General features: G+C 73.3%; 12 protein-coding genes. 8 read left to right on the top strand and 4 right to left on the bottom strand.

Features of this window, described 5'->3' with window-relative positions; translation table 11 throughout:
- Positions 1-3 precede the first annotated feature (3 nt).
- Both LX12_RS12455 and LX12_RS12450 read right to left on the bottom strand, forming a co-directional pair.
- Positions 4-1311 (bottom strand): Rv3212 family protein, encoded by a 1308-nt coding sequence (locus LX12_RS12455; protein WP_253654868.1) that lies wholly within the window; start codon positions 1309-1311, stop codon positions 4-6.
- Between the two features lie 60 nt (positions 1312-1371).
- Complete coding sequence (locus LX12_RS12450) at positions 1372-3006, bottom strand: DEAD/DEAH box helicase (protein ID WP_253654867.1); 1635 nt, start codon at positions 3004-3006, stop codon at positions 1372-1374.
- 354 nt (positions 3007-3360) lie between these two features.
- On the opposite strand from LX12_RS12450, the gene LX12_RS12445 reads away from it, so the two are divergent.
- Both LX12_RS12445 and LX12_RS12440 read left to right on the top strand, forming a co-directional pair.
- On the top strand, positions 3361-4116 hold the full coding sequence (locus tag LX12_RS12445) for a ferritin-like fold-containing protein (protein ID WP_253654866.1): 756 nt from the start codon (positions 3361-3363) through the stop codon (positions 4114-4116).
- Positions 4117-4270: 154 nt separating this feature from the next.
- Complete coding sequence (locus LX12_RS12440) at positions 4271-4504, top strand: DUF3107 domain-containing protein (protein WP_253654865.1); 234 nt, start codon at positions 4271-4273, stop codon at positions 4502-4504.
- A 27-nt stretch (positions 4505-4531) separates the two neighbouring features.
- On the opposite strand, the gene fasR is transcribed toward LX12_RS12440, so the two are convergent.
- The gene (gene fasR, locus LX12_RS12435; protein WP_253655105.1) at positions 4532-5128 is read right to left on the bottom strand and encodes an HTH-type transcriptional activator FasR; all 597 of its coding nucleotides are present in this window, start codon (positions 5126-5128) and stop codon (positions 4532-4534) included.
- 113 nt (positions 5129-5241) lie between these two features.
- On the opposite strand from fasR, the gene LX12_RS12430 reads away from it, so the two are divergent.
- The 6 genes from LX12_RS12430 to LX12_RS12405 all read left to right on the top strand — a co-directional run bounded on the left by LX12_RS12430 (position 5242) and on the right by LX12_RS12405 (position 11901).
- Positions 5242-6228, top strand: a complete 987-nt coding sequence (locus LX12_RS12430) for an alpha/beta fold hydrolase (RefSeq protein ID WP_253654864.1) — start codon at positions 5242-5244, stop codon at positions 6226-6228.
- Between the two features lie 268 nt (positions 6229-6496).
- Positions 6497-7549, top strand: a complete 1053-nt coding sequence (locus tag LX12_RS12425) for a DUF3152 domain-containing protein (RefSeq protein WP_372505012.1) — start codon at positions 6497-6499, stop codon at positions 7547-7549.
- A 175-nt stretch (positions 7550-7724) separates the two neighbouring features.
- The gene (gene moeB, locus LX12_RS12420) at positions 7725-8894 is read left to right on the top strand and encodes a molybdopterin-synthase adenylyltransferase MoeB (RefSeq protein WP_253654862.1); all 1170 of its coding nucleotides are present in this window, start codon (positions 7725-7727) and stop codon (positions 8892-8894) included.
- Entirely contained in the window at positions 8891-10378 is a 1488-nt protein-coding gene (locus tag LX12_RS12415; RefSeq protein WP_253654861.1) for an MFS transporter, read from the top strand. Before moeB ends, LX12_RS12415 begins: the two co-directional genes overlap by 4 nt.
- Positions 10379-10389: 11 nt before the next feature.
- Positions 10390-11244: a TIGR02569 family protein gene (locus tag LX12_RS12410; protein ID WP_253654860.1), complete on the top strand. Its 855-nt coding sequence runs from the start codon at positions 10390-10392 to the stop codon at positions 11242-11244.
- Positions 11245-11247: 3 nt separating this feature from the next.
- On the top strand, positions 11248-11901 hold the full coding sequence (locus LX12_RS12405; RefSeq protein WP_253654859.1) for a pyridoxamine 5'-phosphate oxidase family protein: 654 nt from the start codon (positions 11248-11250) through the stop codon (positions 11899-11901).
- Between the two features lie 4 nt (positions 11902-11905).
- Here LX12_RS12405 and LX12_RS12400 read toward each other — a convergent pair whose 3' ends face one another.
- A complete protein-coding gene (locus LX12_RS12400) occupies positions 11906-12745 on the bottom strand; it encodes a glycine-rich protein (RefSeq protein WP_253654858.1) in 840 nt (279 codons plus the stop codon).
- Positions 12746-12759: the final 14 nt, after the last annotated feature.

The following is a 12759-nucleotide window of genomic DNA, read 5'->3' as shown; positions in this document are numbered from 1 at the left end:
GCGTCAGGCGGTACCGCGGAGCAGGTGGACGCCCCCGTCGTACTGGACGGCGATGTCGGTGCCGATCGGTGCCAGGCCGACCGTGCCGCCGGTGTACCCCGGCCGCGCCACCGCGATGGTCCGTCGTTGCGCCCCGGTGGCCGGGTCGACGACGGTGATCCCGGACGGGCCCGGCACGATCAGGTCGGCGCCCATGAGCACGGCGGGGCCCAGCGTGCCGGGGATCTGGTAGCGCGGCGTGAGGGCCGTCGGGTCGAGGACGACGGTGGCACTGCCGGTGAACACGGTCAGCGCGGTCTGGCCGTCGCCGCTCGTCGAACGCACCGGGACCGAGCCGGGCGGGATGTCGCTCGCGCCGAGGACCTCGTGGGTGCTGCGCAGGGCGGCGTCGGTGCCGTAGACGCGGATCTGCGGGCCGAGGGCCGCCGACGCGCCGGTGGACGAGGCGGCGGGGGAGCCACCGCGGTACACCGCGACCGCCCCCGACGACACCGCCACCACCCGCGGGACGGGTCCGGCCAAGCCGTCGGTGATGAGACGCGACCCGAGCTGGGTGACCTTGCCGTCCTTGTCCTGCGACGCCGCGATCACGGTGAGGCGGTAGCCGTTCTCGTCCGGGCACTGCTCGACGACGGCGATGTCGTCGGCGCCGGTCGCGCTCGACTGCAGGCGACACCCGGACCGGGGTTGCGTGTTCGGCTGCACCGGGGCGGAGACGCGTCCGTACTCGACGCCGCGGACCAGCGAGGACCCCCACGACTCGAGGCGGCTGTCGCCCTGCGCGACGACGTAGTCCGACGCGGTCTGCAACAAGATCCGGTCGTCGGCATCGCTGCTGCGGCTCGACGACCGGCGCCCGTCGTCGGCGCGCAGAGCGGTCACCTCGCCGCATCCGCGGCTGTTCCGGTACGCGGCGACCACCCTGGGCGCCGACGGGAACGCGGCGATCACGCCGCACAACGGCAGGTCCCGGCGGTAGCTCCACACGATCGACCCGTCGTCGGGGTCGTGGGCGACGACCGATCCGCCGTCGGCGGTGACGACAGCCGACTCCGTCACGACCGGCATCGGCGTCACCGGCGAGGGCGCCGTCCACCCCGGCACCAGCGTCGCGGGTGCCGCGGTGGCGTCGCCCACGGGCTGCAGCGGCACCGGCGCCGAGTCGACCTCGGTGTGCCGCGACGGCGCGACCCACCAGACGACCGCCGCGACGACGAGCACCACGACCACGACAGCGGCGGAGACGATCAGGTCCGTGCGGGTCCGACGTTCCGGACGGATCCGGCGCGGCGATCCCGTCGGCCGGGTCATCGTCGGGCTCATCGGTGCGCGGTTCCCCCCGTTGTCGGTCCGGACTGCCGGGTCAGCGGATCACTGGTCGGACGACGCGGTGGCGTTCGACGCCGCGGCCTGCGCGGTGCCCTCGCCCGATCCGCCGCGACCACGGCCGCGACGACGCCGCCGCCGGGGACGGGACGAGCCGTCACCGCCGTCGCCGGAGGCCTCGGACGATGCCTGCGACTTCTCGGACGCACCTGCGTCCGACGTGGCCTTCTCCGCCTTCGCCGACGCGGCGTCGCCCGCCGACCCGGACCGCGCGCCGCGGGTGCGGCGACGCTCGCGGTTCGCGCGCGGCGCACGCTGCTCCCGACGACCGCCGTCCGAGGTGCCCTCGCGCTCGGTCGGTGCGGGCGGGGCGATGCGACCGGTGGCCGACTCGGGGATCGACAGGTCCGACCGCAGGTGATCGGAGCTGGAGTACGTCTCCGCCGGCTCGGGCATCCCGAGGTGCAGGGCGTCGTCGATGATCTTCCACTTGTGCAGCTCGTCCCAGTCGACGAGCGTCACCGCGATACCGGTGCGGCCTGCGCGGCCGGTGCGGCCGATGCGGTGGACGTATGCCTTCTCGTCCTCGGGGCACTGGTAGTTGATGACGTGGGTGACATCGTCGATGTCGATGCCGCGGGCCGCGACGTCGGTGGCGACGATGACGTCGATGGATCCGTCGCGGAAGCGGCCGAGTGCCTTCTCGCGGGCCACCTGGCCGAGGTCGCCGTGGACGGCGCCGACCTTGAAGCCGCGCTCGGCGAGGTCGTCGGCGACCTTCTGCGCGGTGCGCTTGGTGCGGGTGAAGATCATCGTCGCGCCGCGGCCCTCCGCCTGCAGCACCCGGGCCACCAGCTCGGCCTTGTCGAGCGCGTGGGCGCGGTAGACGAACTGCGTCGTGCGCTCGTGCACGGCGGAGTCACCCGCGTGCTCGGCGCGGATGTGCGTCGGCCGGTTCAGGAACGTGCGCGCCAGGGTGACGATCGGACCCGGCATGGTCGCGGAGAAAAGCATCGTCTGGCGCTGGTCGGGCAGGGCCCGCATGATGCGCTCGATGTCGGGCAGGAAGCCCAGGTCGAGCATCTCGTCGGCCTCGTCGAGGACGAGGATCTGCACCTTGCCCAGGATGAGGTGGCCCTGCTGGGCGAGGTCGAGCAGCCGGCCGGGGGTGCCCACGACGACGTCGGCGCCGGCCTGCAGCTCGGCGATCTGCGACTCGTAGGGGCGGCCGCCGTAGATCGAGACGATCGACAGCTTCCGCTTCGGGTTCGGCTGCGGGTCGACCTCGATGTCCTTGCCCGCGACCTGGAGGTCGCCGGTGACCTGGAGACACAGCTCGCGGGTCGGGACGATCACGAGCGCACGCGGTGTGCCGTCGAGCGGGCGCAGCGGGCCGTCGGAGCCGGGCGCGACCTGGGTGATGCGGTGCAGCAGTGGCACGCCGAACCCGAAGGTCTTGCCCATTCCGGTACGGGCCTGGCCGATGAGGTCGTCGCCGGCGAGGGCCAGCGGCAGGGTGAGCTCCTGGATCGCGAAGGTGTGGGTCTTGCCGTCGGCCTCGAGTGCCTTGACGATCTCGTCGCTGACGCCCAGCTCGGCGAACGTCGGCGCGACGTGGGTGTCGGTGTCGACGATCGTCGTCTGGGGGACGTCGGGGTCGATGGGGGACTCGCCGGTCACGATGGTGGTGTTGTCGGTGGTGATGTCGGTGCCTTCCGGTGTCGCATCTGCGCGTACCCGGGTTCGGTGGCGTTCTCGAGGGGGCGGGAGCCGCCCGCGGAAGCTTCAGCGTTGGCGTCTCGCCTGCGGCGGGTCCGGATGTGATCGCGGCTGCCGCGCGGCGTCGACGTACGCGGTACGCGCGCATCTGTCGTGACGATCGGTTCCGCCGCGGCGACGCGGACGTGGGTCTCGTGTCACCGATCGCAGCGGCGACCGTCCCCGCGAGTGTACGTGCTGCCTGCGCGGACGCGTCATCGGCGCAGCGTGTCCGGGCCCGGGACGTCCACCGACGGGGTCGCCTACGATCGCCGCATGGCCGCCTCGACATCCGGACAGGACCCGCAGTCGTCACCCACCGAGGTGCTGCCGGGATCGTCGGCGTCCATCGCCCCGCACGTCCGTCCGCGCGGTGAGACGCGGCCTCTGCCGGACGACCATCCGGGTGTGACGGCGCTGTTCGGGGTCCTGCTCGCCGGCGAGATCGCGGCGTTCTACCGGCTCACCGCCGAGGCCGCGATGGCCCCCGACCTGCGCGGTCGCGTCGCCATGGCACAGATGGCGGGCGCGGAGATGGTCCACTTCGAGATCCTCGCCGAGGAACTCGGCAGGCGCGGGCACGACATCGGCGACACCGTCGAGCACTACGCGCCGGTCCTCGACCGCTACCACGGGTCGACGACCCCGAACACCTGGCTCGAGTCGATGGTCAAGGCCTACATCGGCGACGGTCTGGCCGCCGACTTCTACCTCGAGGTCGCGCACACGCTGCCCCACGACGCCGAGGCGATCGTGCAGAAGGTGATGGCCGAGACCGGGCACTCGGAGTTCGCCAGGGAGCAGGTGCGTGCGGCCGTCGCCGCCGACCCCGACCTCACATCGCCGCTGCGGCTCTGGGGCCGCCGTCTGCTCGGCGAGGCGATCACGCAGGCCCAGCACGTCCTCGCCTCCGAGGAGGCGCTCACCGACGTCCTCTTCAGCGAGGCCGCCGACCTCGGTCGCGTCTCGGCGTTCTTCGAGTCCATCCAGGACCGTCACGCCGCGCGCATGCGCGACCTCGACCTCGGCTGACGTCGACCTCGCCGGGCCTGACAGCGGACGTCGGACCGGTCCGGGTACGCCCTCAGCGGAAGTCGATGGGGCGCGAGCGGGACGCTCCACTAGCCTTGGGTCGACAGCCCAGAGGGATCGAACCCAGTCGGGTGACGCGTGGAGGAGGACGGCCGTGGCGGTGGACGTGAAGATCGGTATCTCGGACAGCTCGCGCGAGGTGCTCGTGCAGACCGATCAGACCAGCGACGACGTGCACGCCGCCGTCGAGGCCGCCCTGTCCGGCAAGGAGCAGCTGCTGAAGCTCACCGACGACAAGGGCGCGCGCTACCTGATCCCGGTCACCAAGATCGCCTACGTCGAGGTCGGCTCGGCCGAGCGTCCGCGCGTCGGCTTCGGCGCCGCCTGAGCGACGCCTGCCCCCGACGCCGCGGGTTCAGCCCTGCGGCGCGGGGTTGCCCTGCAGCGGCACCCGCGACAACCCGCCCCACAGCAGCGCGACGGTCGTCTCGACCGCGTCGGCCTTGCTGATGGGGCGGCGCGCGTCGAGCCAGTAGCGGGCGTTCACCTGGCTCGCGCCGACGAGCCCGGCCGCGAGCATCCGTGAGCGGTACGGGTCGAGTCCGGAATCGTGCATGACGAGCCCGTAGACGGCGTCGACGCACGCCTCGGTCGCGCTCTCGACGCGACGGATGGCTGCCGGGTCCAGGGCGTCGGACTCGAAGATCAGCCGGTACCCCTGGTGGTCCTGGTCGATGAAGTCGAAGAAGGCCTGCACCGCGGCCCGCACGCGGAGCCGGTTGTCGGTGGTGGTCTCCAGCGCCTTGCGCACCTGCGCCACCATGGCCTCGGCGTGCTCCTCGAGCACCGCGAGATAGAGATCCAGCTTGCCCGGGAAGTGTTGATAGAGAACGGGTTTGCTCACACCGGCGTGGATGGCGATCTCGTCCATTCCGGCCGAGTGGTAACCGCGCTCGACGAAGATCTCGCTGGCCGCGTCGAGCAGCTGCACGCGACGCGCGCTGCGCGGCATGCGCGTGTTGCGGCGCGCAGTCTCGTCGGCCACCCCGACGGAGTCGCGCTGGGGGGCTCCGGGCATGCGACGACACTACTCGGACCCCGGCAGGGGTGAGGCATGCTGGACCGGTGTCGACACCCCGGGCCGAGCCGACGGCCTCGACGACGTCCGCCGCCGATCTGCTCGCCCCGCTCGACCGCACCAGTCCGTTGTGGCCGGGCAGCCGCGTCGAGATCGACGGGCGGGGAGTGTTCCTGCGCCGCGTCCCCCGGCCGGCGGACGCGGAACCGGCCGCAGGGCGCGCTCTCTTCGTCCACGGACTGGGTGGGTCGTCGCTGAACTGGACCGATCTCGGCGAGGTCCTCGCGCCCGTGGTCGACGGCTACGCCATGGACCTGCCGGGGTTCGGCTTCTCCGACCCGCCGGTCGGCGACGACTACTCGCTCACGACGATGGTCGAGTCGGTGATCGCCGTCCTCGACCACCTCGGCGGTGCGCATCTCGTCGGCAACTCCCTGGGAGGCGCGATCGTCGCGCGGGTCGCCGCGGCCCGCCCCGATCTGGTGACCACCCTGACCCTCATCTCGCCCGCGTTCCCGGACCTGCGTCCGCGCATCCGACGTCTGAGCTTCGTGCCGCTCACGCTCGCGCAGGTGCCGCGGGTCGGTCCGGCCGTGTTCGGCTATCTCGGGCGGTCGCACCCGGAGCGGCAGGTCGCGCAGACGCTGCGCGAGATCATGGTCGACCCGTCGCGGCTGGGCCCCGTGCGCACCACGCAGGCGGTCGAGCACGCGATCGCCCGCGCCGGTCTGCCGTGGGCGCCGGTCGCGCTGTCGCGGACACTGACCTCGCTGGTCACCAGTTGGGTGTGGATGTCGGGCCGGACGCACTGGCGGACCGCCACGGCGATCACGTCGCCGACGCTGGTGATCTGGGGCGGCCGCGACAAGCTCGTCAGCTCCGCGATCGCGCCGCGACTGGTGCGCGCGATCCCGGACTCCCGGCTGGTGATGTTCGGCGCCGTCGGCCACGTCTGCCAGATGGAGATCCCGGTCGAGACAGCCCGCGAGATCGCCCGCCACGTCGGGTCGGCGGCCACGTCGCCGACCCCCTGACGTCGTCGGACGTCTCCGGCGAGGGTCCCCGAACGGCCACCGCGCATGTGAGATGGTGGCCGACGTGAGCACCGGCGGCGGTGGACGTCCCCGCACCCCGACGGCGCCCGGGCCGCAGGGCCCGTCGGCGCCCGGTGGCGGCTACCCGCCGTCCGGTCCGATGCCTCGTCCGCCCGGTCCGCCGCCCGGTCCGCCGCCCGGTCGACCGCCGGCCGGAGGGCCGCCCCCGCCCGGTGCCGTCCCGGGCGGTCCGCACCCGTCGGGGCCGATGGCCGCGGGTCGGCCTCCGTTCGACCCGCCGGCGGCTCTGCCGCCCGGACAGCCCCGTCCCGGGCGACAGCGTCTCGATCAGCCGCGTCCCGACCGCCCGGCCGACGACCAGCCGCTGCGCGCCCACTGGGACCCGACGGAGGTCGACAGCAGGGGACGGCGCGGGCCGAGGCCGCCGCGCAGGAAGCAGTCCGCCCTCGGGCGGTTCGTCAGCACCTACGGGTGGCGGGCCTACGCCATCCCCGTGCTGGTGATCCTCACCGTCGTGCTGCTCGTCGTGACCATCACCGACGACGGCTCCTCGAGTTCCGCGCAGCCGGCGACGACGCCGTCGGAGACCCGCAACACCGCGGTCAACTCCGAGACGACGGCGATCGGCGCACCGAGCGGCTCGATCGCCGCGTCGAGCCTGCCCGCGGGTCAGCTGCCCGACGGCGGCCCGTTCACGACGGACGGGGCGAAGTCGTGGCGGACGGTGTCCGGCACCACCGGCGTCGTCGGCAACCCCCGCGCGAGCCGGACGTACACCTACTCCATCGAGGTCGAGAACGGCCTGAACCCCGCGGACTACGGCAGCGACAGCGCGTTCGGGAAGCTGGTCGACGCGACGCTGGCCAACCCGCGCAGTTGGATCGGCGGGGGAGCGGTCGCGTTCCGCCGCGTCGACGCCGGCACCCCCGACTTCCGGGTCTCGCTGACGTCGACGAACACCACCCGCGAGCTCTGCGGGTACCAGATCAAGCTGGAGTCGAGCTGCTACTACCCGCCCGACGGTCGGGTCACGGTGAACGAGGCGCGCTGGGTGCGTGGGGCCGTCTCCTACCAGGGCGACGACCTGCTCTACCGGCAGTACCTCGTCAACCACGAGGTCGGCCACGCCATCGGCTACGAGCAGCACGAGCCGTGCGGCAGCCAGGGCGCGTTGGCGCCGATCATGATGCAGCAGACCTTCGGCGTCTCGAACAGTCAGATCATGGCCCTCGACCCGGACATGCGCGCCGACCGCGACCTCACCTGCCGCGCGAATCCCTGGCCGTTCCCCCAGGCCTGATCCCCGGGCGCCGCGCCCCACCCGTCCCGCGACCGGAACTCCCTCCGGCGACCGTTGCGACGGTCGCGCGAGGCGGGGACGGTCGCGCGAAGGGTGGGGACGGTCGCGGGAGGCGGGAGACGGTCGCGGGAGCGGCCTCGATCGCCGGCCGCCGTCGCAGGCCTACCCTGGACGGGTGACAGCCCTCCCGCCCCTGGTGGACCCCGCCCCGTCACTGGGGAACGACGAGGTCGCCCGCTACAGCCGTCACCTCGTCCTCCCCGACATCGGCCTCGACGGCCAGCGTCGGTTGAAGGCGGCACGCGTCCTGGTGATCGGTGCCGGCGGCCTCGGCTCTCCTGTCCTGCTGTACCTGGCCGCCGCCGGGGTCGGGACCCTCGGCATCGTCGAGTTCGACGTCGTCGAGGAGTCGAACCTGCAGCGTCAGATCATCCACGGCCAGTCCGACATCGGACGGTCCAAGGGAGCCAGCGCCCGCGACGCGATCGCCGAGGTCAACCCCCACGTCGAGGTCGAGCTCCACGAGCACGCCCTCACACGCGAGGACGCCGTCGAGCTGTTCGGCCGCTACGACCTCGTCCTCGACGGCACCGACAACTTCGCCACCCGCTACCTCGTCAACGACGCCGCGGTGCTGGCCGGGGTCCCGTACGTGTGGGGATCGATCTTCCGGTTCGAGGGCCAGGTGTCGGTGTTCTGGGAGGACGCCCCCGACGGTCGCGGACTGAACTACCGCGACCTCTACCCGCAGGCGCCGCCCGCGGGGTCGGTGCCCTCGTGCGCCGAGGGCGGGGTGCTCGGGATGCTGTGCGGGACAGTCGGTTCGATCATGGCGACCGAGGCCGTCAAGCTGATCACCGGCACCGGCGACCCGCTGCTGGGACGCGTCCTGCTCTACGACGCGCTGCGGATGTCGGTCCGGACCGTCGAGGTCCGGAAGGACCCCTCCGCCGCCCCGATCACCGGGCTCGTCGACTACGAGGCGTTCTGCGGGGCGCCTGTCCCGGAACCGGCCGCCGCCCCGGACACGCTGTCGCCCACCGCGTTGCGCGACCGGCTGGCCGCGCCCGAGCCGCCGGTCCTCGTCGACGTCCGCGAGCCCGTCGAGTGGGACATCGCGCACATCGACGGGGCGACCCTGATCCCGGTGGGCGACATCGAGTCCGGGTCCGGGATCGACCGTGTCCCGCGGGATCGACCCGCGGTCCTCTACTGCAAGACGGGGATCCGGTCGGCGCGGGCGTTGCGGGCCCTCCGGGACGCGGGGTTCACCGACGTCCGCCACCTCGACGGCGGGATCGCGGCGTGGACCCGGGAGATCGACCCGTCGCTGCCCGTCTATTGAGCACCGCCCCGCCCCCGCAGCCGGGTACGCCCGGGGTAGCTCTCGCGTCGCCGCAGGGGCGGTGGGTGGTCGCGGCGGCGGTGTTGGGCACGGCGATCGTCATGCTCGACTCGACGGTGGTCAACGTCGCCCTGCCCCGGATCGCCGCGGACCTGGACGCCGGGCTGGCGTCGCTGCAGTGGACCGTCACCGCCTACATGACGACGCTGTCGGCGCTGGTGCTGCTGGGCGGCTCGCTCGGCGACCGCTTCGGTCGCCGGCGCGTGTTCCTCGCGGGCATCGTCGTCTTCGCCCTCGCCTCGCTCGCCTGCGGGCTCGCGCCGGGGATCGAGGTCCTCGTGGCCGCACGGGCGGTGCAGGGGATCGGGGGCGCGCTGCTGACACCGGGGTCGCTGGCGATGATCCAGTCGTCGCTGCGTCCCGCCGACCGCGCGCGGGCGATCGGGCTGTGGTCGGGGCTCGGGGGCGTCGCGTCGGCCGTCGGCCCCTTCGTCGGGGGTGCGCTCGCCGACGGCCCCGGCTGGCGATGGGTGTTCCTCGTCAACATCCCCGTGGCGATCGCGTGCATCCTCGTCGCCGTCCGGCACGTACCCGAGACGCGGGACACCCAGCCGCACCACGGATTCGACACCCTCGGCGCGGGCGCGGCGATCGTCGCCCTCGCCGCGACCACGGTCACGCTCATCCGCGCCGCCGACGGCGGCTCGGGCCTCGAGGTGGGTCTCGAGGCAGTGATCGCCGTGGTGGCCGGGACGGTGTTCGTGGCCGCCGAGCGTCGCGCGCGTGAACCGATGGTGCCGCCACACCTGTTCTCCTCACGCACCTTCACCGTCGTCAACGTGATGACGTTCGCGATCTACGCCGCCATCGGCGGGCAGCTGTTCCTCACCGCGCTGCAACTGCAGGTCGTCGCGGGGTACCCGGCGGTGTGGGCCGGTGCGGCCCTGCTCCCCGTCACGGTGCTGATGCTGCTGCTGTCGGCGCGGTCGGCTGCGCTGGCCGCCCGGATCGGACCGCGCATCCCGCTCACCGTCGGCGCGTGCGCCCTCGCCGGCGGACTCCTGCTGTTCCTGCGGATCGGACCCGACGCGGACTACGTCACCGACGTCCTCCCCGGCGCGCTGCTCATGGGTGTCGGGCTGGTGACGCTGGTCGCCCCGCTCACCTCGACGGTCCTCGCCGCCGTCGACGACGCGCACTCCGGACTCGCGAGCGGCGTGAACAACGCCGTCGCCCGGGCGGCGGGTCTGCTGGCCGTGGCGGCGGTCCCGCTGCTGGCCGGCACGTCGGCCGCGGGCACGCTGGACGCCTCGTTCGACACCACCTTCCGTCGCGCGGTGCCGGTCTTCGCCGGCGTCGCCCTCGTCGGCGCCGTCATCGCCTGGGTCGGTCTGCGCGGACGCGAGCCCGATGTGTCCGACGGCGGCACGTCGGCGCCGGACACCGCCGGGCGCCTCCCCGGCAACGACGCCGTCGATCGGTAACGTGACCTCCCGTGAACGCACCGGAGCCGCCCGATCACGTCGTCGCGACGTTCGGGCTGTCCGGGACGGAACCGATCGCGCTGACCCGGGAGTGGGAGGGCGGCTGGCGCATCGGTGAGGTGGTCCTCTCCCTCGTACCGGACCACGCTCGCGCGGCCTGGTCGGCCAAGGTTCGGGAGGACCTGTTCGTCGACGGGCTGCGCGTCGCCCGACCCCTGCGCGGCACCGACGGCCGCTACGTCGTCTCGGGCTGGCGCGCCGACACCTACATCGCCGGCTCGCCCGAACCGCGCCACGACGAGGTCGTGTCGGTGGCCAACCGGCTGCACCAGGTGACCGCCGCGATCGAGCGTCCCCGGTTCCTGCTGCAACCGCCCGCGCCGCCCTACACCGACGTCGACGTGTTCACCGCTGCCGACCGCGCCGCGTGGGAGGACGCACCGTTGCGGTCCGCTCGCGCAGCGGGTTTCGGCGATCCGACGTCGCCCGACGGTGTCCGCAGCATCGAGATGCTCAAGACCCTGGCGACGTTGCGCACGCCGGTCTCGTCACCGCCGCAGCTGGTCCACGGCGACCTCTTCGGCACCGTGCTGTTCGCCGGTGCCGCCGCGCCGGGGATCACCGACATCGTCCCCTACTGGCGTCCCCCGGCCTGGGCCGCGGCGGTCGTCGTCGTGGACGCGTTGGCGTGGGGCGGCGCCGACGACGACCTCGTGACCCGGTGGTCCGACCTGCCCGAGTGGCCACAGATGATGTTGCGCGCGCTGCTCTTTCGGCTGGCGGTGCACGCCCTGCACCCGCGGTCGTCGGCGGGTGCGCTGGCGGGCCTGTCGCGGGTGGTGGACATCGTCCGTCTGATGGTCTGACGCGTGGGACGCCGCTACTCGCACATCGTCTTCGGCCCGCAGGCCCTCGCCCGCCAGGAGCACGTGGGCAGCGTCGTCGCCTACGGCGCCGACCTCGACAGCCCGGACACGGGGCCGCAGGAGATCACCGACCGCGAGGTCCGGCTCCTCACCTCGGTGTTCCAGTTCCATCTCGCGTCGATCACGCCGCAGGGGTGGCCCTACATCCAGTACCGCAGCGGGCCGCCGGGGTTCCTGCACCACCTGGGCGGCAACCGGTTCGGGTTCCCCGACTTCCCCGGCAACCAGCAGTTCGTCTCGGTGGGCAACATCGAGGCCGACGACCGCGTGGCGCTGTTCGTCGCCGACCTGCCGCGCCGCACCCGCATCAAGGTGTTCGCCCGGGCACGGGTGACCGACGCCGCCGACGACCCCGACCTGGCCGCGGTCCTGCAGCGCATAGACGGCCGTGAGATCGCCACGCGCGTCGAGCGCTGCGTGACCCTCGACGTGGAGGCGTTCGACTGGAACTGCTCACGCAGCCTCATCCCGCAGTTCACCGCCGAGATGATCGCCGACCAGACCGCGCCCTACGCCGCGCGCATCGTCGAACTGCAGGACGAGAACGACCGCCTGCGTGCCGAACTCGCCGCGCTGCGCGGCGAGTCCGACACCTGAGAGATCAGCTGCCGAAGCAGAACGGCGTGCACGGCCCGTCGTAGACGATCGTGACGCGCGCACCCTCGCCGTTCTTGGCGATCTGCGTGGTCGCCGAGAAGAACGGCAGCGGACCGCCGCCACCGCCACCACCGCCGGCGTAACCACCGCCGCCGCCGAACCCGCCGCCACCGCCGCCACCGCCGCCGCTGGGCGAGGCGTCGCCGCCGACACCGAGCCGTCCCGGCTGACCGTCGCCGGCGCTGGTGCCGCCGTTGGCCGGACCACCGGCGCCGCCGCCGAGCTTGAGACCGTTGCTGTCGCCGGGGCGGCCACCGTCGCCGCCGCGCGTACCCGCCGACCCGCCGCCGCCGGGCGCCGAGACCAACCGAGATGCGATCGACGCCGGGTTCAGGGCGTCCCCGCCGACCGTGCGGACGTCGCTGGCGCCGCCGCCGCCGTTGGGATAGCCCGCACCGCCACCGTTGTACCCGCCGACGCCCCGCGGGCTGCCCGGCGCGTTGTGCTGCCCGGCGCCGCCGACGTAGACGAACAGGCGCTGTCCGCCGACCACGGGGGCGTAGGCGTAGGTCTTGCCGGCCTTCGTCGACGGGAAGCCCGAGCCGCGGGTGTCGGCGCCGTTCGCGCCGACGGCGAGCACGAGGATCTGCCGCAGACCCTGCGGCACCGTGAACACCTGCGGGCTGCCGGTGTAGGTGAAGGTGCACCGTATGTCGCTCTGGAAGAGCGCCTGCGTGCAGTTGCGGGGCAGCGGCGCGGCGGACGCGGCCGGGGCCGTGACGATCGCGGCGGTGGTCGCCGCGAGCAGCGCGGCGACGACGGACAGTCGCCTACGACGAAGCATCGGATGGTCCTCCC

This window comes from Williamsia serinedens (assembly GCF_024171725.1).
Taxonomy (GTDB): Bacteria; Actinomycetota; Actinomycetes; order Mycobacteriales; family Mycobacteriaceae; genus Williamsia_A; species Williamsia_A serinedens.
Note: the sequence above shows the minus strand (reverse complement) of the source record. Positions and strands in the feature narration are given on the sequence as shown.

What these genes read in the sequence shown, in the direction of transcription:
- fasR (WP_253655105.1), bottom strand. Translation starts at nt 5,128, where the DNA reads ATGCCGCGCAGCGCGCGTCGCGTGCAGCTGCTCGACGCGGCCAGCGAG.
- LX12_RS12445 (WP_253654866.1), top strand. Translation starts at nt 3,361, where the DNA reads ATGGCCGCCTCGACATCCGGACAGGACCCGCAGTCGTCACCCACCGAG.
- LX12_RS12400 (WP_253654858.1), bottom strand. Translation starts at nt 12,745, where the DNA reads ATGCTTCGTCGTAGGCGACTGTCCGTCGTCGCCGCGCTGCTCGCGGCG.
- LX12_RS12425 (WP_372505012.1), top strand. Translation starts at nt 6,497, where the DNA reads ATGGCCGCGGGTCGGCCTCCGTTCGACCCGCCGGCGGCTCTGCCGCCC.
- LX12_RS12455 (WP_253654868.1), bottom strand. Translation starts at nt 1,311, where the DNA reads ATGACCCGGCCGACGGGATCGCCGCGCCGGATCCGTCCGGAACGTCGG.